This is a genomic window from Acinetobacter sp. YH01024 (assembly GCF_013420195.1).
Taxonomy (GTDB): domain Bacteria; phylum Pseudomonadota; class Gammaproteobacteria; order Pseudomonadales; family Moraxellaceae; genus Acinetobacter; species Acinetobacter amyesii.
The window spans coordinates 1-21,649 of the sequence record NZ_VOYQ01000018.1; the positions used below are offsets into that span (position 1 = coordinate 1).

Genomic DNA, 21,649 nt, shown 5'->3' on the forward strand with positions numbered 1-21,649 from the left:
ATATTTGCTCTCTGCTAATTTTAGCTGGACGGCCAGGAATAGGTTTGTTTGTAGTGGACTTTTTCCAGTTCTGAATCGTCTGTATACAGATGTTAAAATGCTGTGCTGCTTTTCGCACAGACATTTCGTCTCGAATCATAATTTCTATGACTTTATCTTTAAAATCTTTTGAATATCCCATATCTCTATTGTTCTATAGTTTTTAGGATTTGGCTATATTTCAAAACTAAAAATTAATTTAATTTTTTATAGAGTTCCATCTTTCAACTTTAATAAATCATGATAAGTTTGTTTTTTTTGAACAATTGTCTTTAAGATAAAATCTGTCTTTCTTAATGACTCAGCATTGTTCAGATCAAGCATAATCGCCACTTCATTATACCATTCATCTTCAGGTGCATTATTTTCCCAACGATCCCCCCATCTGTCATCTCTACTAATTTGAATTGATGAATTCACATCGACTAAACCATCTTTATTTTCTTTTAAAATTCCTAAGTGAATTACTATTTCGATGGCATCATTAATAATTGTCAAAGGATAATATACCTCTCCATCTGGATTTCTTCTGAAATCAGAGTATTCATTTGCAGCAGACCAAGCTGTAATCTGCTCTTTTGGTATGTATGCTTCTAAAATATTCTTTAAACAAAGATACATACTACAATAATCGTCATATTCTCTATCCCACTGTAAAAATGGAAATTTTGGGTGATCCTTAAAAAAATTAACTATCTTTTCTATATTCGTCATTATTTAACCTTTTAATATTTCGCCCTTCAAAATATCTATATCCATTCTTCTAGCATCAAAATCTGGTGGAATAACACCAGTAAAATGACGACCTGCAAAACTAAAAGAATGTTTACCTACAGAAACTCCATATGGTGTCTTCGCTTCCATCCAAGCGATCATTGCTTTATAGGCTTGAGTTGCACCTTTGTGATAATCAACTGGACTTTTTATTTTAGGATCTGGTTTGCTATGACCTTCTAATTTTAGCATGGCAATACTCATAGAAAGTGCATATTGCTTACATAGTACTAGAGGCGGTGGAAAAGGGTGGTTTGTCCTAACGCTACCTGCTTCAGTTGCAGTCACAATCATTCTATTTGCATTCTGCGCCTGTATACGACCACTATGCTGTTCATTCTTAAACTCCTTATTAGAACTATTACAAGATCTCTCAAGTTCCTTAGATTTCGCTTTACTTGCTGCCAATGCTTGATCTTTTTGCTCTTGAGTTATACCCGAACGACTATTATCGATATCCTCTTCAGCCAGATCAATTCTTTGATTGAGCATGCCTGTAATTGTTCCATCTCCTAATGGGGATGGAGTGAATATTCCAGTTAATATTACGCCTATAGGATTTGCTCTTGCTCCTACTTTAGCTGCAGTTCCTGCTCTTTCAGCAGCTTTTTCAGCAGTTGTCCCCCAACCACCAAAAATATCTGCTGCATCAGCCGCTATTGCCACGATTTTTTCTCCAATGCTTCATAGAATTTTTGACTATCTGAAGAATTTAAAGAGCTTTGTAAAACTCCAGCTAAGATATCAATTGCAAGAAATGGTGGAAATAATCTATTTATTAATAAACTGCGATTCCATGGATCATCATCTAAATTATTTTTATTCAAAATAAAACATAGTTCTCCATAAGCCGCTCTCCATTTGTCATAGTCAGCATGATTTTCCATTCCTACCAGATATTTTCGAATTTTTGTTTGGGCAGTAATCAGGAATTTTAGTCCACTATCTTCATTATTATTAAAATACTTTATCGCCAGTTCACTATAAGTGTTTTTTAGCCGATTCCAGTTCCACAAGGCTAGACTTTCTTCACGATCTGCAGAAAATTCCTCAAGCTGTTCTTTAGTAAATTCGATAACCATTCTAAATCCTCTCCAATAACTTGAAATCACCAGATACTTCTTGATACCACCAACCATCAATAGGTTCTAACAGAATATCTAAATTTTTTTTATCTAATAGTCGATTTAATGATTTGATAACTGAAGGATCATAAAATCTGAACAATGCTAATTCGCCGGATGGTAATTCTGCTTGTAAGAATGGCTGAAAATGTTTGATCAATTCTTGGTTCGATAGATTTGTTTTCAATATCGAAAACATTCCTAAATTTTCTTCTATAACAAGTTCATTAATAAATTTTTGATTATTTAGTTTATTTAAATTCAACAATAAAGGGGAAAATTCTAATGGTGTAGAATCATCAACAGTTCCATCGAATAAATTACCTATATATTTGATATTTCTATCATAGTTTAAAGTAAGCCAATGGCGCATATAAGTATAATTTTTAGCTGCATCAATCAACAGGAAGAAATTATATTTAGATTCTTCACCACTAATTTTCTTTGATAACTGTAATATGTCCATCCTATATTTCCCTATACACAAACGGTAAACCTTTTCGAGCGGCATCAATTAAACAGGGAATACATATTTTCGTAGAAATATTAGGAAGCTGGAAATTATGACGTGTACCTTTGACAAATTGTGCTTGAGCAGACCTAACCTCAACGAGCCCAGGACTATTAATATCAATAGAACCGTCAGTCTTTATTTTTATGTACCCCCCACCACAAGTCAGCATAATTTCTTTTTTGGCTGCAATCGTAATGGAATTCTCAGTACTCATGATCTTAAAATCCTTGAGAGATGCTAGATCAATTTGATCATTTTGCGCATGAACTTTAATTTCACCTTGAGCCGCTACAATATTTATACCTTTTTCTTGAGTATAAAAGCTTAATCCCTTCGCAGCATGAGCAGTAAACTCACCATTTGAATTTATATCTAACTGTTGACCCGATATAATTTTTATATTTTCTTTAGCAACATGAGTTTGGTTTTTTTGACTTACAGAAACAAAATCCTGAGGAGTACTAAGCAGAATATTAGGATGCTCAAACTTTTCTAGACTATTTTCTACTTGAGCAATCAAATCATTACTAATTTGATAGTTTTCATCTTGGAAAGCCTTACTTACTCGAGCATTTTTTCTAAACTTTTGAGTTTTTCTATAGATTCATTTAATTGCGTTAACAACTCTTTTATATTTAATTGTATATCTTTGGCGTTTTCTTGACTCGCAGAACTAATCAATAATCCCTTACCAGCTCGAATAGCACCCCATTGATCGGTTCTCAGCTCAAAGCCTTCGCCTCTTCCCTCACTTTCTGCGGTTTCTTTGGGATGACTGAGGTTACCGAGGTTGAGCTGGGTGGCACCATGGGTACTTTGTAATTGTGTTGAGATTTGTCCTGTGGTGTCATCAAAGCGCAGTTGTCCAAAGCCTTCACCTTGGACTTCCTTACTTTTTATTCCAGCCAGTTTTTTGGTGTCGGGCAGTTTGCCTTTACCATCAAATTGGGTTGGACTGCGCTGTGCCTCATGTATGCGCCCCACTACAAATGGTCGGTCGATATTACCGTCAAAGAAATCGATGACCACGATTTCATTAATGCGCGGTAAGAAGCGTGCGCCATAGCCTTCGCCTGCCCATGGAGTAAGTACATCTACCCATGCAGAGTCCGTATCATTGTCATTGCTGCCTGCACCGCCATCATGGCTGTGGTCATTACCACGGGTAAATAAGAAGCGGACTTTGATACGTCCCCATTCATCGACATGAATTTCTTCACCGCTTGGACCAACGACTTTAGCACGTTGCGGATGGGTGCTTGGACGGTGTTCGAGTGGGTTATATTCAGGAACCGTCGCAATATTGCGGCGTTGTAATGTGAGCTGATTGGCCTGACGCTCGGCCTGTTCATGGATCGGTTTAATGTTCCACTGACTTTGTTCAATCAGTTGATTGACTTGTTCAGTAAGGTCTTTGGGTAAGTTATTTTGGTTATAGAATTTCTTTTCTGTAATTAAAAATTGTTTGTCTGCACCGCTGTGTTGATCAATTTCAGGGTGTTCATTCAATTCAAACCAATAACCGACTTGTGTATCACGCACGGTCGATTGTGCACTGAATTTTTTCGATTGTAGCTCGTGATAGCGCGTAAGGTTTTGATTCAATTTTTCAATTTGGCTGTTGGATGAAGCAGTGGCTTGATCTTCACCTTTTAAATCTTGCATCCATGCAGGGCTGATATGCCATGCTTGTTCCAAACTTAAACTGGCATTGTCTTGGCTTTGGCTATGCTGATGTTTACTTTGAACTGAACCTGCGCCTTCTTCTTGGCTGAGTCCATCGGCTTGCCAGCGCTGCACATGGACCGCAGTCGGTTGAATGCTACGCTCACCGATCAAGCTGGTGATGCTGTCTTGTTTTTCTGTGGCGCTAGAGCGATGAAAGCGGATGCTACGACGGCTGAGTGCTTGATATTGGCTATTGTCATCAATCAGGCGAAGTTTTTGTTTTTCAATTGGGGCTGAGGAAGGTGGCACTTTCAGCTGCGCTTCATCGATGAGCCAGTTGATGCCTTCACTGCGCCAAAGTCGCGTTAAAAAGTCATAATCGCTTTCATTCGACTGCATGATGAAAGGTCGTACATCATAGTTTTGGCTTAAACCGCTTAGATCAAGCGTTAGACTGGCAGCAAAGAGCGGACTTTTGCTTTGCCATTCTTTGAAGATTGTTTCACTAACATCGCGAACAGATTTGTTCATAAACACACGGCTGTTGCGGCGTTTATGCCACAGTGAAGTTGCATCTTCTAAAGTGAGTTTATATAGGGTGAGTGAACCGTCACTCTGCCCTTGAGCCGCCTCTGTAATAATACCCGTAGTACGGAAGAGTTCGCCCTGATCAGTCACTTGATCAACGGCAACTTGTGCGCCAATAAATTGTTTTAGTGGAATAAGTGCATTAGTAGATAGGCAAATCAAAGTCGCTTGCACGCCTTGGTTTAAGACATGCTCCCCATCAATACGTTGAATAAAAAGCTCATCATTCAACGCAGGGTTGGAAAATTGCACATGAATGGCACGTTTTTGGGCGGATAGACCCAATTGTTCTAATACAGCAAATATTTTGCCTAACATAATAAAAATTCTAAATTGTAATCATGGAAATAATTTTGCTGCTAGTTTAGTCAAATTCATCAATAAACTTAATGCTTAAAACCATAGAAGATGTTTCGTTATGTAAAATCCACGATTCAAAAATTCACTTAAAACTAAAAAGCTGAGAACCCACTCACTAAATACTTCTTGCATATAAAATATTCACCAAATGGTCTTAGACCATGCACTTGCATCCAACAAGCAACGTCATTCACACAAGTGTAAAAATAGTTTATCGTCTAATTAGCACCGAGCTTAATGATTAATTTTTTAATATTATCTTTAAAAATAGTAGATTAATTTAAACTCAAGTCAGATTAAAAAACACACAACCCTTTCTTTCCTGTCTTGTAATTCACCTAAGATCCCCTATAATTCAAAAAAACAGACAAGTCTGTCTATTTTGCTGCAAAAACCGAATGAATTTAGCATTCAGAGGGTAAAAATATAAATGAGAGAAAACGTATAAAACGTTCGAAAATCAAATCATTGACTTAAGCTAACAAAGTGAATGATTTGAACGCACAATTGTCAGCAAAGCGCGATTACCCCAAATAATCGCGCTTTTTATTTTCTTAGAATCTTAAAGTATTTGAAAAAAATTGATGGTTAATCAATACAAATAAGTCGTCGCTAGATTTAAAACCTAGATGCCTACAAACAAATTTAAGCGGTCAATTCCAAACGAATTAAGGTTTCAACTCGCTTCCAATAATCTGCTAAATGCACTTGGTTGGAGTCAATTTGGGCTTGGATGGTCATGCCATCCAAAATACTACTCAGAAATGCAGCTAGTTGTTCAGTTTGCTGAATGCCCAGATTTTGTAAGGCAGTACTTAGTTTTGATTTAAGCCACTCTTTATAGTCAATCGCAGGTTGCAATGAAGACGGATAAACTTTAGATATTTCTTCTACTGCTTTTTGAAACATACAACCATTGAAATCTGCAGTACGAAACCAAGCATCGTACCAAGCAAAAATGGTTTTAATATGCGAAAGATGGTCTTCTGGATCACATTTTGCAATAGTAGCTTCAAGTGATTCCTGTAAATTAAGATTTCGAATCACGAGACATTCTTCAATTAATTTGGCTTTAGAGGGGAAATATTTATAAAACGTCATTTTAGCAACGCCCGATTCCCCAATAATTCGATCTATACCAATCGAGTTATAGCTATAAGAATTGAAGAGTTGGAGCGCAACGTTAATGATGTCTTGCTTTTTCGACATTTAATTTACCTGATGCACCAATGGAGCCTAAACATAAAGCTTTTAAGGTAGAAAACCTAATTTTTAAACATGATTTTCGCGCGCTATTGTAAAGCATAACTTAACTGGAGTCTGTAGATAAAACCTCAGCACCCCATTAAATACAGTCTGATTTCAGAAGATTTATCAAATTAGCAGTCAGGAAAATTTCGTATAAAACTGACTGCTATTTTAATTTCAACTAGTGATTTAACGACTATTCATCTGCGTTAAAAACATGGATAAAATGAATGCCATTAACGGTGGATTTAAGAGTAAGTATTTTAAGAGCAAGGGGTACTCAGAATATCTTTTTGCTTACGCTCTTGCAGTGCTTTTCGAATCACCTGATAACCACCCGTTAAACCTAAGATCGCCATGATTGCCGCCACGATCAAATCTGGCCATAGACTGCCTGTACCAAATACCCCAACAGCCGCCAAGATCACCGCGACATTACCAATCGCATCATTACGGCTACATAGCCAAACGGATTGCATATTGGAGTCACCTTCTCGGAAGGCATATAAAACATATGCACAAATGACATTAGCAACTAGAGCCAAAATACCAATCAGCCCCATGGTGATCGGTTCAGGAGCGATCCCATTGGCATAGGCATAGAGCACTTTGGCAATGACCACGATCCCAAACGCTGCCATAACAAAACCTTTCACCAAGGCAACTGTTGCACGCCAATATAAACTGGCGCCAAGTACGGCTAATGAAACCCCATAATTTACGGCATCACCAAAGAAATCTAACGAGTCCGCCCAAAGCGCAGAAGAATGTGCATAAGCCCCACCAATCAGCTCTACCAAAAACATTATGGCGTTAATGATTAGGGCAATCCAAAGTGCAATACGAAATTTACTGTTGGGTTTGCTTGGTGCTGGCTCATGACTACATGTACATGCCATAAATATGCTCCAATTTAAAAATCAATGGATTTGTATTATTCTTATTCAAAACTATGGACTCACTCCAAGGTCAAGCATGAACGTACAAAAACATTATTTGATTAAAGAATTGTCCACCAAAGCTGGGGTAAGCGTTGACAGTATTCGCTTTTATGAAAAGAAAAAACTGCTGAAACCTAGCTTCCGCGCAGACAACAATTATCGCTATTATGATGAAGAAATGTACAAACGTTTGGTTTTTATTAAGCGCTGTCGAAACCTCGATATTTCTCTCACCGAGATTCAAACCCTGCTTGAACTTGAGCAATCCCCTACGCAAAGCTGTCATGCTGTGAATGAATTAATTGATAATCACATTCGTCAAGTTTCTGAAAAAATTAAAGAATTAGAAAATTTTAAAATACAGTTAAGTAAGCTCCGTGCTAGTTGTAATGAAACCAGTCAAATTAATGATTGCCAAATTTTAAAACATTTGGAAAACGAAATATCTTGAAAACCCAACTAAAATACTTGGTTGAATCCTTTTTTTAGATCACTACAATAAAGCCATAAATTTTTTATGCCTTTATTGACATGACGATTCAACACGTAACCGAACTCCTCTCACCTGCTGGCTCATTAAAAAATATGCGCTACGCTTTTGCTTATGGCGCAGATGCCGTGTATGCAGGTCAGCCGCGATATAGCTTACGTGTGCGCAATAATGCTTTCGACCATGACAATTTAAAAATTGGCATTGAAGAAGCTCATGCCTTAGGTAAAAAGTTTTATGTGGTGGTGAATATCCAACCGCATAACTCAAAACTGAAAAATTTCATCCGTGACCTTGAGCCTGTGGTTGCCATGGATCCTGATGCGCTAATCATGTCTGACCCCGGTCTGATCATGATGGTGCGTGAACATTTTCCAGAAGTGTCCATTCATTTGTCTGTCCAAGCCAATGCGGTGAACTGGGCAACGGTTAAATTTTGGAAAAATATGGGACTGACACGTGTCATTCTGTCACGTGAATTATCAATCGAAGAAATTGAAGAAATTAAACACAATGTACCTGATATGGAAATTGAAGTTTTCGTACACGGTGCATTATGTATGGCTTACTCCGGTCGTTGCTTACTTTCTGGCTATATGAATAAACGTGATGCAAACCAAGGTGCATGTACCAATGCATGCCGTTGGGATTATAAAATTCACGATGCAGTTGAAGATGAAACTGGTGATGTTATTCCAGTCACACAAATTAAAGAATCATCATGCTGCAATAATAAAAATGCCGATGAGCAACACGCCCTAGAACAACACCAATTCGGCGAGCCGGTTTTATTACAACGCAATGAAGAAGACATGTTTGCTGCCGAAGAAGATGAACATGGCACTTATTTCATGAACTCGAAAGACTTGCGTGCTGTACAGCATGTAGACCGTTTAACCAAAATGGGCATTCATTCTTTAAAAATTGAAGGCCGTACCAAGTCTTATTTCTACTGTGCGCGTACCGCTCAAATTTATCGTAAAGCCATAGATGATGCCCTTTCTGGTAAACCATTTGACCCTGCTCTCATGTCTCAGCTTGAAGGTCTTGCGAACCGTGGTTATACCGAAGGTTTTCTACGCCGCCATGTACATAGTGAATATCAAAACTATGAAACCGGCTCTTCACGTTTTGATCATCAACAGTTTGTAGGTGAAGTCTTAGAACGCAATGGTGACTCTCTTAAAATCGAAGTGAAAAACCGTTTTGTTGTAGGTGATTCTTTAGAACTGATGACCACTTCAGGCAACATCACCTTCGTTTTAACTGAAATGAAAGATAAAAAAGGTAATCTAATTGACGATGCCAAAGGTTCAGGTCATATCGTGGATATTCCTGTACCTGCCGATGTGGATATGCGATACGCCTTACTGATTCGTAACTTACCCAATTCGACAGTGGATATTTCGGCTTCAACTTTAGCTTATCAGGCTTGAGTTTACTTTATGGCTTTGTTGATTACAGACAAATGCATCAATTGTGACATGTGTCTACCTGAATGTCCCAATGATGCCATTTATGAAGGCTCAAAGATTTATGAAATCGATGTCGCACGTTGTACTGAATGCGTCGGTTTCTATGCGCACCAAACTTGTGTTTCAGTTTGTCCGATTGAGTGCATTGTGCCTCATCCTGAATACATGGAGACAGATGAGCAGTTAATGGAGAAGTTTAAAGGTTTGAATTTATTTAAATCTTAAATTCGTGATGTGATTGGTATATTAATTGCATACTCCGCTTTATATTTTATAGAGAAACAACCTTGGGGAAAGTATAAAAATAAGGTTGTAAAACAAAAATAGCTGGGCAACGAATAGGATTCAAAATGTGTGGGGACATTTTTGAATCCTAATTTTGCAGACAAAAAAAGGAACTCCGGTGTTAGCATCCAAAGTTCCTGTAAAACGAGAATATTAAGAAAAATAATATTCAAATGACAACATTCAGCGCGGCCAGCGTGTTTCTCGAAACACACTGGCCTTTCTTTTATTGACCCGAACGGATGATGTAATCAAAAGCAGACAATGAAGCTTTCGCGCCTTCACCTGTTGCAATGATGATTTGTTTGTAAGGTACTGTTGTACAGTCACCGGCAGCAAATACACCTTTTACATTGGTTTCGTTACGTTCGTTAATTACGATCTCACCACGGTTTGAAAGTTCAACTGCTGTTTCTTTTAAGAAATCAGTGTTTGGTAACAAACCGATTTGTACAAAGATACCTGCCAATTCAATCGTTTTGATTTCATCAGTTGCACGGTCTTTGTAGTTCAGTGCAGTCACTTGTGAACCATCACCAACCACTTCTGTAGATAATGCATTCATGATCACAGTGGTATTCGGTAAGCTGTTTAACTTGTCTTGAAGGACTTGGTCAGCACGAAGTTTGGTATCAAATTCAACAAGTGTTACATGTTCCACAATACCTGCAAGGTCAATCGCCGCTTCGACACCTGAGTTACCACCACCAATCACCGCAACACGTTTACCTTTAAACAATGGACCGTCACAGTGTGGGCAGTATGCAACACCACGTGTACGGTATTCTTGTTCACCCGGAACGTTCATTTCTCTCCAACGTGCACCTGTTGAAAGAATCACTGTTTTAGATTCAAGTTTTGCACCATTCTCTAAAGTCACTTCAACTAAGCCATTAGCTGTTTGGTCAGCACCTTTGATGTCAGATACACGTTGCAAGTTCATAATGTCCACACCGTACTCACGTACATGTGCTTCCATTTCAGCAGCAAACTTAGGACCTTGAGTCTTTTGAATCGACGTGAAGTTTTCAATGTCCATCGTATCCATGACCTGACCGCCCATGCGTTCAGCCACGATACCTGTTTTAATGCCTTTACGTGCTGCATAGATTGCAGAAGTATTCCCCGCAGGGCCGCCACCAATCACAAGAACATCAAAGGCTTCTTTGGCATTTAACTTTTCAGCATCTTTTGCGGCAGAGTTGGTGTCTAATTTAGCAATGATTTCTTCCAAGGTCATACGACCTTGACCGATGTGGTTGCCGTCTTGGAATACCATTGGTACAGCCATGATTTTGCGTTCTTCCACTTCTTCTTGGAAGAATGCACCATCAATCATGGTTGCAGTTGTACCCGGGTTGTAAATTGCGATCAAGTTAAGTGCTTGAACCACGTCAGGACAGTTATGGCAGCTTAAAGATACAAACACATCAAAGTCAGTTTTAAGACCTAGACCTTTGATAGTGTTCAGTACTTCGTCAGAAACTTTCGGTGCATAACCTGAAGTTTGTAGCAAAGCTAGAATCAAAGATGTGAATTCGTGGCCCATCGGTAGACCTGCGAAGAATACGCGTGGTGTTTCACCTGCTTTTGCAATGCCAAAGCTTGGCGCACGGCTGTTGTTACCGTCAAAACGTGCAGTCACTAAATCAGATAAAGCAGCAACTTCAGTTACCAATTCTTTAATTTTGTCTGATTTGTCTGTGCCGTTTAAAGTCGCGACGATTTCAATCGGGCCTTCAAGGCGTTCAAGTAAGGTTTTTAATTGAGCAGAAGTATTTTGATCTAACATTGCTAACGTCTCCAGAGGAGTAAATTTATTTGATGAGAGAATGATAGAACAAACCATTAAATAGGTGAAACGGTTTGTTTTTATAAAATTAATCGGTTTTACAAATCAAATGATTGAATTTCTTTCTAAATCATAAATATATATACGTATAATAACATTAAATTGATTTACTTCGTACACATATATCGTGATAAATCCCTCATTTTTTTCTTTTTTATTGAAATTACACCAAGCCTATGCAAGACATACGCACGACCTGATCAATTACAAAATCTTTATAAAGCTTTAAGTTTCATTTCAGCAAGTCGGCTTTAAATCAAAGGAAATATCAGATGATTTGACTGCTTTTGAGTTCCATCAATAAAGCCACAATCAATCCCTTGCATCAATCAGCCATCGATCTACAAGTATAAAATCAACAGTGAGGAAAATAATGAAAATTGAATTTGTCTTTGATATTGTTTATCCCATGAGTTATGTCGGATTTCAAAAGTTAAAACAAAACTGGAATGAACATACAGCAACCCGTGTAGAGCTATTGTCGATTCAACGCGTTCCTGAAATTCCTGAACAAGGCTTAGATGTGCTGCAGTATTTAACCAATAAGTATGGCTCAAGTGCAGCAAATCGAAAACTCGAAATAACAAAGTTTGCCGCTTATAGCGAAGATGTGATTATCAATATTGAGCACATGAAACGTATGCCAAACAGTCAACTGGCTCATCAAGGTATTTTGGCCTTGGACAATATTCTGGATCAATATGCCCTGACTCAAGCCTTATTCCATGCATTATTTGCACACGGTCAAAATATTGCTGATATTCAGGTTTTAAAAAGCATCATTGAAGGCATTGGTTTAGATGGCTCAAAAGTACTGCGCTCAATTCAACATAAAGATATTGCAGACCGTCAGCATGAAATTACACAATATGTAAAATCAAAGGGACAGCACCCCATTCCTTTTTACCTTGTGGATGGCGAAGTGAATGATCAGACTTTTTCTACACAGGAACTTCGACAACTGTTTCATCGCGCAAGTTAATCTACCCAAGATCAAAAATCCCCATACAATGTGATGGGGATTTTTATTCTGAGCAATGCAATGATCTAAAAAGAAAATAGGCCTGTTAATGAAGTCCCTGCTCAATTCGATTTATCCGTGATTTGAACTGCTGCGAAAGCAGATACAAAATTAAGCTCAAAACCAGCGTGAGTACCATCACGACGATCAACACCCAACGTACAACAACTTCAACCACATTGGCTTGCTGAACTTGTTTTTCCACACTTTGCGCCATCGGTGTCATAGTTTTATCAAATAGCTGATTTTGCATCGCCCAGAGCTGTTCAGGCTGAAAACCATATTCACGGAATTTTGCTGGATTTTGTTGCTCGGCATTGATTAAAGATTGCACCAAGGGAATGGCTGTCGCACGATCTACAGGCTTATGCATCAAAGCAGCTTGTGCAAGTAAATAGGCTTGCACAGGTTTTTCCAATTGTGCATCTTCCATCTCGAAAGCTAGCTGGCTTTCTTGAATATTTTTTTCATAATGTACCAATTTTTGATCTGCTGCACGGTCATCATGATTAAGGTCATATTGCACATAAGTTAAGCCTGACCAAAGCACAATAAACGATAAAATCCAGCCGACAAATTTCAATACAAAAGATTGGAAGCGAATTCTAAAAAATTGAAATTTCTTTAGAAATCCAACCAAGAAAAATGCGCCAATAAATGAAACGATGAGTTTGAGAAATAACCAACCAATAAAGGATAGAAAATTTGAAAAATAGTCGGAGGACTCACCGAGTTGATATGCCAAATCACCTGCACTAACAGGGATATGCAGTTGCTGTACGCTAGAACTTAGGCCAAAAAAACTATAGACCATATCATGCTGAATAAACAGCATCACAGCCGAAACGATCAGCACAGAAACACTGGTTAAGGTCAATAACGTCAAATTGCGTTGACGCTTCTTAATGGTTTGAAGCCCAGATTCCAGTTGCTGCGGATTTAGCGCATATTCATCAATGGGAGGCAAAGACATACTCCTTCAAATTATATTTTCACCTCCCTCAAAGCTTATGAAGAAGGGTTTGAACCACTCGATTCAATCACCAAATGATTCAAATTGTTTTGTAAGGCACGAATACGTGTCGTCGCTTCTTCACGCTTTTGTATACCTTCTTTCTGAATTTGAATCACATCATTAACGGTTTTAATGAGGGTATTTTGCACATGTTCAAGTGTTTCGATATCAATCACTGAACGCTGATTGGCTTTTGCTGTATCGACAGAATTTTGATGTAACAAATCTGCATTGCGTTTTAACAGGTCATTGGTCGCATCATCAATGCTATTTGCCAATTGCACGCTGTTCTTTTGTTCTTGCAATGAAATCGCCAAGCTAATTTGGTTTTTCCAAGCCGGTAAGGTGATGTTTTTAATTGCATAAAACTTATCGACCAACATCAAATTGTTGGATTGAATAATACGAATCATCGGCAAGGTCTGCATCGCAGACTGTTGCAAGATCTGTAAATCACTCACACGTTTTTCAAGATTATTGGCCAAATGGTTGAGGTCATAGATTTTTTGCGTAGTGGTTTGATCTTGAACTTGGGTAGTTAAACTTGCAATTTCCTGTTGGATTTCCTGCTCTTTCAACTTACCTGCGGCGATATACACCCCTAATTGTTTATATTCGTCTTGCACGCCTTCAAACATTTTATCTAATGTATTTACACGCGCTTTTAAGCCATTTTGCGAAGTTTCAATTTCTTTAACCAAAGCATCAATTTGCTCTTTGGTGGTATTAAAGTGCTGATCAAAACTTTGCTTGGCACCTTTAAATTTACTCAGTAAACCACCAAAAAATCCTGAGCTTTTAGATTTATTTAAAATGCTCGTGGTATTCAATTGCTGTGCGACTTGTACCACCTGATTGAGCTTTTGACCTGTCGCATCTAGATCTTTATTTTGCACCAAATTTAATAATTCATCGGTATAGGTCGACGTCTTGGTGGCAATGTTTTTACCATATTCAGCAACACTATTATGACTTAAATCTGCCAATTCCTTACGTGCAGCTTCGACTTCGTGAAAATCGGAAGTTTGTAAGCCAATTTCCTGCAAATTGAGTTGCTGAAATTTTTCTTCAGTCAATTCTTTACTTACTTCAACGGGTAAATTTTTGGCATCTAAATCGGTCATAACTCACCTTATATTTCTAAGACTTAGAGGAATTCTCTAATGATTTTTTTAAAGTTTTAATCAAATTTTCACGGCTATTATCAAGCTTTTCCAATGAACTTGTCGAGTTACTTTGACGACTTTGTTTCACATGATATTGCCATGCGGGAATCAACACCTGCTGAGCTTCCTTATATCGATCTAATAATTCAAAAGAAAGCTGCTGAGAAAGCTGCATTTGCGTAATCGCAATATCATTACTGGCTTGTAAGGTTTGCAACGTATTCACCTTTTTCGATAAACGTTCTGCAAAGTTGTCAAGCGGATGCTGATTTTTCACAAACTGTGGGTATTCCACCAAGAACTCTTCAGCCGCGACGATATAGCGCGCCATTTGCTCACGTAAACCCTGCAATTGATTAAAACGTGCTTGGGACTTTTGAATTTCTAACTGTAACTTTTGGCTCAGATGATTTGCCCGATCAAGTAATTGATCTAGATTTTTATAATATTCAACTTGTCCGGACCCATATTCCAAATCGATGCCTAACCATTTTTGCAGGGCATTAAATTTGCGTGTTTTTAAATATTTTTTTGAATTGGCTAGAGCTTGAATCAACTGTTCAATAGTTTGACTAAGTTGTTTCGTCAATTGAGGGTCAACACCGTCTAGCAGCACCGACTGTGCTTGAATTAATTGATCTGCATAATGATTTAGACGATATTGATCGGTCAGTAATGGCACAAGGTCATTCCGCTTAATCGAAAGCACTTCCGCCCGATCTACCGTAATATCCTTTAACGGCACCAATACATCAATTTGTGACATAGCCAATTAAACTCAATAAAATCATTTTTATACTACAAGTTCTGCCATAAAAGTCTTGTAGTATTTTGCAAAAAATACATCTATTTCATCGGTCAAATTTCGCCATCAAATTCAACCGTTGCCTATAGATCCGCCAAAGCAGTCATACAGCATCCTTTGAATAGATATGATGACCTACACAGATGAATTCAAGCTTAAGATACCCAAAGATTCAATCTAGATTTAAATTAAACAACTGACTCTACATGAATTGTTCTCAAAATTATCGTAAAATTTAATCCATATACTTTAGAACCAAATATTAGATCAATAAATTTAGAGGCTTAAATGGAACGTTTTTTCCATAACACAATGTATGCAGCACGTTGGATTCTGGCTCCCGTGTACTTTGGTTTATCCTTTGCACTGCTACTGCTCGCGATTAAATTTTTCCAAGAAGTCATTCATGTCCTTCCGCATATTTTAGAATATTCAGAAGCTGACCTGATTTTAGTCATTCTCTCTTTGGTCGATATGACTATGGTAGGCGGACTGATTGTGATGGTGATGTTTTCAGGCTATGAAAACTTTGTTTCGCAATTAAAAATTAATGAATCGACCAATCGCTTGAATTGGCTCGGCACCATGGATGCCAATTCATTAAAACTCAAAGTTGCAGCATCAATCGTGGCAATTTCTTCGATTCATTTATTACGTATTTTTATGGATGCGAAAAACATCCCGAATGACAAAATCATGTGGTACATCATCATGCATTTAACCTTTGTTTTTTCTGCTTTTATGATGGGATATTTGGATAAAATCAGTAAGCACTAATCTAAAAACAAGTCCAATGAAGCCATTTGCGATCATGGCTTCTCGTCAAATTTTAAATCTAGTTATTCATCTAGTTCACTCATTTGCCTTAAACGCTCAAGATCCAAGATCACGATTTGTCCATAATTCCACGCGATCACTTGTGTTTGGACAAATTGCTGCAGATGTTTATTCAACGTTTGGCGTGAAATATTAAAAGACTCTGCAAATTCCTGCTGACTGAGTCTCAAAGGAATTTCCTGCCGACATCCATATTGCTCATAGAGTCGAATCAAATGTCTAGCAATACGCTGCTCTAGCGTTGCCGTTCGCAAATAACGATTATGCTCAAACATCAAATACATGCGTCGACTGAGAGATTGCACGACATTCCAAAGCGCCTTCGGATCACGCTGTAAAACTGCTAAAAACCTTGTTCCAGAAATGATTGCCACCTCGACGTGTGTCGCAGCAAAATAATCATAATTCAAAGGCTTTTGTTGTAAGACTGCGACAAAATTAAATACCGACTGGCGACGGATATAGTCATTTACAATCAATTCACCATTATTTTGCAACCAACCAATTTGTAGCGTACCTGAAAGCAAAATATTAATATCTTGCACGATTTGTTGTTGTTTTAAGATGTGCTGCTGTGCATGAAAACGTGAATATTTCACCTGTTGTACAAGCTGTTCTAAAGTCTGATCGCTAAAGCCCTGAAAGATGTCTTCATTACGCAAAATTTGCAACAAATGCTGTTGGGCTGTGTTCTTTTGATCGCTCACGTCTATAAAAAAATGCCTAAGATCTCATTGATCTTAGGCAAGTGCTGAAAAATGTAAAACCATTGTTTTTCGCATTATTTATCTGTTTTTATGCTGTTTTAAATGACGCTCTAATACTTAAGATGCTTTCTCATAAATACGGCCAGCTTCAGAACGCAAGTTTGAAATGTCGGTGTTTTGAATGTTTTTCAACACCGTACTCGGCTGACCATTTACATCGACAGGTACATCACCCTCAATGGTGACACGTGATGCAATACGTAGCTCATCACCATAGTCATTGATGGCACGGTGCTGCGTCGCACGATTGTCCCAAATCGCAACATCACCTACCGCCCAGCGCCAACGCACAATATTTTCCCATTGCACGATTTGCTCTTGAAACAGTTCAAATAAACGACGTGACTGTGCCGGACTATATCCACTGAAGCGTTTAAAGAAGTGACCCAACACCAAACTTTTTTCACCTGTTTCAGGATGTACACGCACCAAAGGATGCTCAGTTTCCACTTCTACTGCAGTACGGAATAAATGGCGACCTTCTTCATTGTACTGACCTTTCGGCGCCGCATAGTCATAACTGTTGCTATGCACCGCGCGTAATTGTTCCGCCAACTTTTGCAGCTCAGGACTTAAATCTTCATAAGCGGTCACGGTATTGGCCCAAACCGTATCGCCACCATGTTCAGGTGCAACTACATTTCTTAAAATTGTGGCTTTAGGATAATTGGGTAAAAATGTAATATCGGTATGCCATGAATCTGCGCGCCCACCACGTGAGTCAATTGACAACGTATGTGCTGTACCATCTTTGAGTGGCACACTTGGGTGATTCAACGGATTTCCTAAAAGTCGTGCAAAGGCTTCTTGTTCTAAATCTGTGAGATCTTGCTGTCCACGCACAAATACAACTTTATATTTTAATAGTGCATGATTAAATTCATCGACCACGCTTTTGTCTAAATTTCCAGACAACTGAATGCCAGAAATTTTGGCACCAATACGACCGGTTACAGGTTTTACTTCAATATGCTGATATTGATAGTCTGGATTGTAATGATTCGATTCTAATTGTGTCATAGGGCTCTACCTTATTCTTCAAATTATTAAGCAACGATGGTGTGGTTGAAATACAGTGTGCCGACTTCGTGCCCATGACTCTGTCAATTCTTTGACAGTTTTCCCAAGTTAAACTGCTATGGTTGTGATGAAATCTGCTTAACAACTTTTGCCGATTTCATATCTAAAAATGCGATATCGAAAAATAAAAAAAGCCATCAATATCGATGGCTTTGTGTGTAGATTTTATCTGTATATCGCTGCGGAATTATAAATAATCCCCTTCACGCTCAGGTTGATAAAGCACTTTAATGATTTTGACTTTCATGGAGTGACCATCAGGCTGCGGCCATTCTATTTCCTGCCCTTCAGCCAAACCTAAAATGGCAGCGCCCACTGGAGCCAAAACATTGACTTGGCCTTTATCGCCACGAAAATCATGCGGATAAACCAATGTAATTTCGGTTGCTTCTGTCGCAGGTGCAATATTAATGAGAACCTTGGCGTTCATACTCACCACATTGGCAGGGACATCTTGTGGAGCAACCACTTCAGCGCGCGCCATCTCATCTTCCAAATGCTCCATCGTCGGCGTCAACTTAGACTGATGCTCCAACATGGTTTCTAAGCGATGTAAATCTTGTTCTGAAAGAATAATATTGGGTTTTTTCATATAAAGTTCCTTTGCGACCTTGCCAACAGATCTATAGCGATGGGCAAATTTTTTGTTATCTCTTATTCCGTTATATCAGAAATATAAATGTTTAGATAACTTTTGAATTTTTCTGATGACATAAAAAAAGCCCCCTTGAGGGGGCTTTTCTCAAGTCTGTTTTATTTTGCGTAAACTGGGAATTTAGCGCAAACAGCAGCAACTTTTTCTTTCACTGCAGCAATCACAGCTTCGTCACCTTTGCTGTCTAGAACGTCAGCGATCCAGCCTGCAAGGTCACGTACTTCAGCTTCACCAAAACCACGTGTTGTTACAGCAGGAGTACCGATACGGATACCAGAAGTCACGAATGGAGAACGTGGATCGTTTGGTACTGAGTTTTTGTTCACAGTAATGTGAGCAGCACCTAACCAAGCATCGGCATCTTTACCAGTAATGTCTTGTTTAATTAAAGATAATAAGAACAAATGGTTCTTAGTACCGCCAGAAACAACATCATAACCACGAGCGATTAATACTTCAGCCATTGCTTGCGCATTCTTAACAACTTGTTGTTGGTAAGCTTTATATTCAGGCGCCATTGCTTCTTTGAAGCAGATCGCTTTAGCCGCTACAGCGTGAACTAAAGGACCACCTTGGTTACCTGGGAATACAGCTGATTGTAATTTTTTCTCGATTTCTTCATTTGCTTTCGCAAGAATTAAACCAGAACGTGGACCACGAAGTGTTTTATGTGTAGTCGTTGTAGTTACGTCAGCAATTTGTACTGGGCTTGGGTAAACACCAGCAGCAACAAGACCAGCTACGTGAGCCATATCTACGAATAAGTAAGCACCAACTTTGTCCGCGATATCTCGGAAACGTTGCCAATCAACAACTTGGCTATACGCAGAGAAACCAGCCACGATCATTTTTGGCTTGTGTTCTTCAGCTAAACGTTCAACTTCTTCATAGTCGATTTCGCCAGTTTCTGGGTTCAAACCGTATTGAATTGCGTTGTAAGTTTTACCAGAGAAACTAACTTTAGCACCGTGAGTCAAGTGACCACCGTGAGCCAAGCTCATACCTAAAACTGTATCGCCTGGGTTAAGTAGCGCAAGGTAAACTGCAGAGTTTGCTTGTGAGCCAGCGTGTGGTTGAACATTTGCATAATCAGCACCAAACAATTCTTTAGCACGGTCAATGGCCAATTGTTCGATCACGTCTACATACTCGCAACCGCCGTAGTAGCGTTTGCCAGGGTAGCCTTCTGCATATTTGTTAGTAAGTTTTGAACCTTGAGCTTCCATTACTGCAGGTGAACAGTAGTTTTCTGAAGCGATTAACTCAATGTGCGCTTCTTGGCGAGCATCTTCATTCGAGATCGCTTGAGCTAATTCAGGGTCAAATTGAGCAATAGAGGTGTTGGCAAACATTAGCGAGGTCCTATTAAATTAGGGCTTTTAAGCCGTGCTAAGATTGGCGCGTATTGTAGCATGAAGTTTTAGAAATGAGAGAGGGAAGTTTGTGCTGTTTTTAAATAAATAATGCCCATGTTGAATCTGCACGAGCATTATTTAAGTCAAATCAACTTATTGATTTGGCATGAGAGTCTCTACATCTTGCACAAAATTTGCCAGATTATCGGTATAAATAGTAAGATGATCCGCTGTCGCTTGCTCACGATAGTCAATCGATGTTCCCGGCTTAGCAAGGCTAATCATAAATTTAGTCGCATCTGCTGGAATGGTCTGATCGGCTTTACCTTGATAAATGATGATCGGCGTTTTCACCGCTGTCGTTAAAGGCTGTGAACCTTCACTCATAAATTTTTGGATTGGCTTTAAAGTTAAGAAATCAGACTGCGTGCGTCCATAGTTATCCAAAGTCGTGTTCTGACTCACATAACTGAGCATGTCATCTTGAATTAGCGTAGTTAACTCGCCTGAACACACTGTTTCAGCCTGAGGTGCAATCGCAGCCAAATGTCCACTAAATACTTTTGAATAATCCACACTGTTTTTATGCCCTTGCATACCCGCAATAATCTGCGCAGTAAAACTGTCTAAAGGTGCATAAATCATACTTTGCACGGTTGCAGGTTTACCTACAGCTAACTTCTCGCCTGCGTCAAGAATGAGCGCAAGATTATTTGCAGGTGCTATGGCAATCGTTCCCTTAAAATTTAAGTCAGCACGTGATGCGAATTCAGCCGCACCTAACACGGCCTGACCACCTTGAGAATGTCCGATCGAAAGCCAATCCTTCGACACCGTTTTACCTTGACTGGTTAAGTAACTTCGAGCAGCGACAACGGCATCGGTAATCGAAAAGGCTTCACTTTTTAGATTCAGATAAGGATGGTTTTCACGTCCACTAGGTTCCCCTACTCCCTCATAATCGGGTGCCACAACGACATAACCCTTTGCCAATAACATTTGCAATAAGTATTCATACCTTGCAAACCTTTTCGGCTCGGAGCGCATTTATCAGCCACACCTGTCGTTCCATGTGCCCAAGCCACAATTTTCCAACCACCTGCCGGAGCAACTGTTTTTGGGGTAAAGACTAAGGCTGTGGCTTGAACAACTTTGCCATCTACTCCTAGCATTTTATAGGTCATCAATCGGCTGTCTGCACTCATAGCAGGCATATTGTCTTGACTATAGGCTGTTGTAGTTACCACTGGATTTTTGATCTGATTGAGATCAGCGTTTGTTTCAGGATTACTAAATTGTTGGTCATTACTATCATTACCGCAGGCTGCTAAAATAGCGCACTGCTGACAAAAACCGTTAAACGCAGCATTTTCATTCCATGATCCTTTTGTTTGTTGTTTTAAAGTCAATTTTTCATTGAAGATGAATCATTAAATACATGGAACAAACTTTTGTTCAAGCCTAATTTTTAAGCAATTACTCTTATTTTAATTGATCAAATTAATATAGAACTAAAACTTTGTTTTAGCTCGATATGTATTAATAGCATTCAAATACATCAGCCACCCCGATCTCAGAAAAATGGCTGAA

At 38.8% G+C, this 21,649-nt stretch carries 22 protein-coding genes and 1 pseudogene; 5 read left to right on the forward strand and 18 right to left on the reverse strand.

What is annotated here, in order from left to right; all coding sequences use genetic code 11:
* The 9 genes from FTT88_RS09065 to FTT88_RS09100 all read right to left on the reverse strand — a co-directional run.
* Positions 1-181, reverse strand: a 181-nt coding sequence (locus FTT88_RS09065; protein ID WP_180040462.1) for a helix-turn-helix domain-containing protein, incomplete at its 3' end; no start/stop codon positions are given.
* A gap of 65 nt (positions 182-246) precedes the next feature.
* Positions 247-753, reverse strand: coding sequence for a hypothetical protein (locus FTT88_RS09070; RefSeq protein WP_111885350.1), 507 nt, complete (start codon positions 751-753; stop codon positions 247-249).
* Between the two features lie 3 nt (positions 754-756).
* Positions 757-1,479, reverse strand: coding sequence for a hypothetical protein (locus tag FTT88_RS09075; RefSeq protein WP_180004219.1), 723 nt, complete (start codon positions 1,477-1,479; stop codon positions 757-759).
* Positions 1,470-1,895: a hypothetical protein gene (locus FTT88_RS09080; RefSeq protein ID WP_111885352.1), complete on the reverse strand. Its 426-nt coding sequence runs from the start codon at positions 1,893-1,895 to the stop codon at positions 1,470-1,472. The genes FTT88_RS09075 and FTT88_RS09080 overlap by 10 nt, the downstream gene beginning before the upstream one ends.
* A gap of 1 nt (position 1,896) precedes the next feature.
* Positions 1,897-2,403, reverse strand: a complete 507-nt coding sequence (locus FTT88_RS09085) for a DUF4123 domain-containing protein (RefSeq protein ID WP_111885353.1) — start codon at positions 2,401-2,403, stop codon at positions 1,897-1,899.
* Between the two features lies 1 nt (position 2,404).
* Positions 2,405-2,971: a DUF2345 domain-containing protein gene (locus tag FTT88_RS17530; RefSeq protein WP_373683050.1), complete on the reverse strand. Its 567-nt coding sequence runs from the start codon at positions 2,969-2,971 to the stop codon at positions 2,405-2,407.
* A gap of 41 nt (positions 2,972-3,012) precedes the next feature.
* Positions 3,013-5,025, reverse strand: a complete 2,013-nt coding sequence (locus tag FTT88_RS09090) for a type VI secretion system Vgr family protein (protein ID WP_373683049.1) — start codon at positions 5,023-5,025, stop codon at positions 3,013-3,015.
* Positions 5,026-5,712: 687 nt separating this feature from the next.
* Positions 5,713-6,276 carry a TetR/AcrR family transcriptional regulator gene (locus FTT88_RS09095; RefSeq protein WP_180004218.1) on the reverse strand — a complete coding sequence of 188 codons (564 nt, stop codon included), beginning with the start codon at positions 6,274-6,276 and terminating at the stop codon, positions 5,713-5,715.
* Positions 6,277-6,578: 302 nt separating this feature from the next.
* On the reverse strand, positions 6,579-7,214 hold the full coding sequence (locus tag FTT88_RS09100; protein ID WP_180004217.1) for a cation transporter: 636 nt from the start codon (positions 7,212-7,214) through the stop codon (positions 6,579-6,581).
* A 76-nt stretch (positions 7,215-7,290) separates the two neighbouring features.
* Between FTT88_RS09100 and FTT88_RS09105 the strand changes: the two genes are divergently transcribed.
* The 3 genes from FTT88_RS09105 (at position 7,291) to FTT88_RS09115 (ending at position 9,446) form a co-directional block, all read left to right on the forward strand.
* On the forward strand, positions 7,291-7,707 hold the full coding sequence (locus tag FTT88_RS09105) for a Cd(II)/Pb(II)-responsive transcriptional regulator (protein ID WP_180004216.1): 417 nt from the start codon (positions 7,291-7,293) through the stop codon (positions 7,705-7,707).
* A gap of 80 nt (positions 7,708-7,787) precedes the next feature.
* Positions 7,788-9,182, forward strand: coding sequence for a tRNA 5-hydroxyuridine modification protein YegQ (gene yegQ / locus FTT88_RS09110; protein ID WP_180004215.1), 1,395 nt, complete (start codon positions 7,788-7,790; stop codon positions 9,180-9,182).
* Positions 9,183-9,191: 9 nt separating this feature from the next.
* Positions 9,192-9,446 carry a YfhL family 4Fe-4S dicluster ferredoxin gene (locus FTT88_RS09115; protein WP_168379317.1) on the forward strand — a complete coding sequence of 85 codons (255 nt, stop codon included), beginning with the start codon at positions 9,192-9,194 and terminating at the stop codon, positions 9,444-9,446.
* 286 nt (positions 9,447-9,732) lie between these two features.
* On the opposite strand, the gene ahpF is transcribed toward FTT88_RS09115, so the two are convergent.
* Positions 9,733-11,298, reverse strand: coding sequence for an alkyl hydroperoxide reductase subunit F (gene ahpF / locus FTT88_RS09120; RefSeq protein WP_180004214.1), 1,566 nt, complete (start codon positions 11,296-11,298; stop codon positions 9,733-9,735).
* A 433-nt stretch (positions 11,299-11,731) separates the two neighbouring features.
* On the opposite strand from ahpF, the gene FTT88_RS09125 reads away from it, so the two are divergent.
* Complete coding sequence (locus FTT88_RS09125) at positions 11,732-12,340, forward strand: DsbA family protein (RefSeq protein WP_180004212.1); 609 nt, start codon at positions 11,732-11,734, stop codon at positions 12,338-12,340.
* Positions 12,341-12,425: 85 nt separating this feature from the next.
* On the opposite strand, the gene FTT88_RS09130 is transcribed toward FTT88_RS09125, so the two are convergent.
* From FTT88_RS09130 to FTT88_RS09140, 3 genes are read right to left on the reverse strand one after another with little or no spacing between them, the layout of a single operon-like run.
* Positions 12,426-13,346 (reverse strand): hypothetical protein, encoded by a 921-nt coding sequence (locus tag FTT88_RS09130; RefSeq protein WP_180004224.1) that lies wholly within the window; start codon positions 13,344-13,346, stop codon positions 12,426-12,428.
* A gap of 41 nt (positions 13,347-13,387) precedes the next feature.
* The gene (locus tag FTT88_RS09135; protein WP_180004210.1) at positions 13,388-14,518 is read right to left on the reverse strand and encodes a toxic anion resistance protein; all 1,131 of its coding nucleotides are present in this window, start codon (positions 14,516-14,518) and stop codon (positions 13,388-13,390) included.
* A gap of 16 nt (positions 14,519-14,534) precedes the next feature.
* The gene (locus FTT88_RS09140; RefSeq protein ID WP_078192897.1) at positions 14,535-15,326 is read right to left on the reverse strand and encodes a tellurium resistance protein; all 792 of its coding nucleotides are present in this window, start codon (positions 15,324-15,326) and stop codon (positions 14,535-14,537) included.
* 327 nt (positions 15,327-15,653) lie between these two features.
* Here FTT88_RS09140 and FTT88_RS09145 point away from each other — a divergent pair, with 327 nt between their 5' ends.
* Positions 15,654-16,142: a TIGR00645 family protein gene (locus FTT88_RS09145; RefSeq protein WP_078189122.1), complete on the forward strand. Its 489-nt coding sequence runs from the start codon at positions 15,654-15,656 to the stop codon at positions 16,140-16,142.
* Between the two features lie 62 nt (positions 16,143-16,204).
* Here FTT88_RS09145 and FTT88_RS09150 read toward each other — a convergent pair whose 3' ends face one another.
* The 5 genes and pseudogenes from FTT88_RS09150 to FTT88_RS09170 form a co-directional block, all read right to left on the reverse strand.
* Positions 16,205-16,909 carry a Crp/Fnr family transcriptional regulator gene (locus FTT88_RS09150; protein ID WP_180004208.1) on the reverse strand — a complete coding sequence of 235 codons (705 nt, stop codon included), beginning with the start codon at positions 16,907-16,909 and terminating at the stop codon, positions 16,205-16,207.
* A gap of 117 nt (positions 16,910-17,026) precedes the next feature.
* Positions 17,027-17,989 (reverse strand): TauD/TfdA family dioxygenase, encoded by a 963-nt coding sequence (locus FTT88_RS09155; protein ID WP_180004207.1) that lies wholly within the window; start codon positions 17,987-17,989, stop codon positions 17,027-17,029.
* A 247-nt stretch (positions 17,990-18,236) separates the two neighbouring features.
* Positions 18,237-18,641, reverse strand: a complete 405-nt coding sequence (gene rnk / locus FTT88_RS09160) for a nucleoside diphosphate kinase regulator (protein WP_180004206.1) — start codon at positions 18,639-18,641, stop codon at positions 18,237-18,239.
* Positions 18,642-18,802: 161 nt separating this feature from the next.
* A complete protein-coding gene (gene glyA, locus FTT88_RS09165) occupies positions 18,803-20,056 on the reverse strand; it encodes a serine hydroxymethyltransferase (protein WP_180004205.1) in 1,254 nt (417 codons plus the stop codon).
* Between the two features lie 156 nt (positions 20,057-20,212).
* Positions 20,213-21,434 (reverse strand): annotated as a pseudogene (locus tag FTT88_RS09170) (alpha/beta fold hydrolase).
* Between the last annotated feature and the right edge of the window lie 215 nt (positions 21,435-21,649).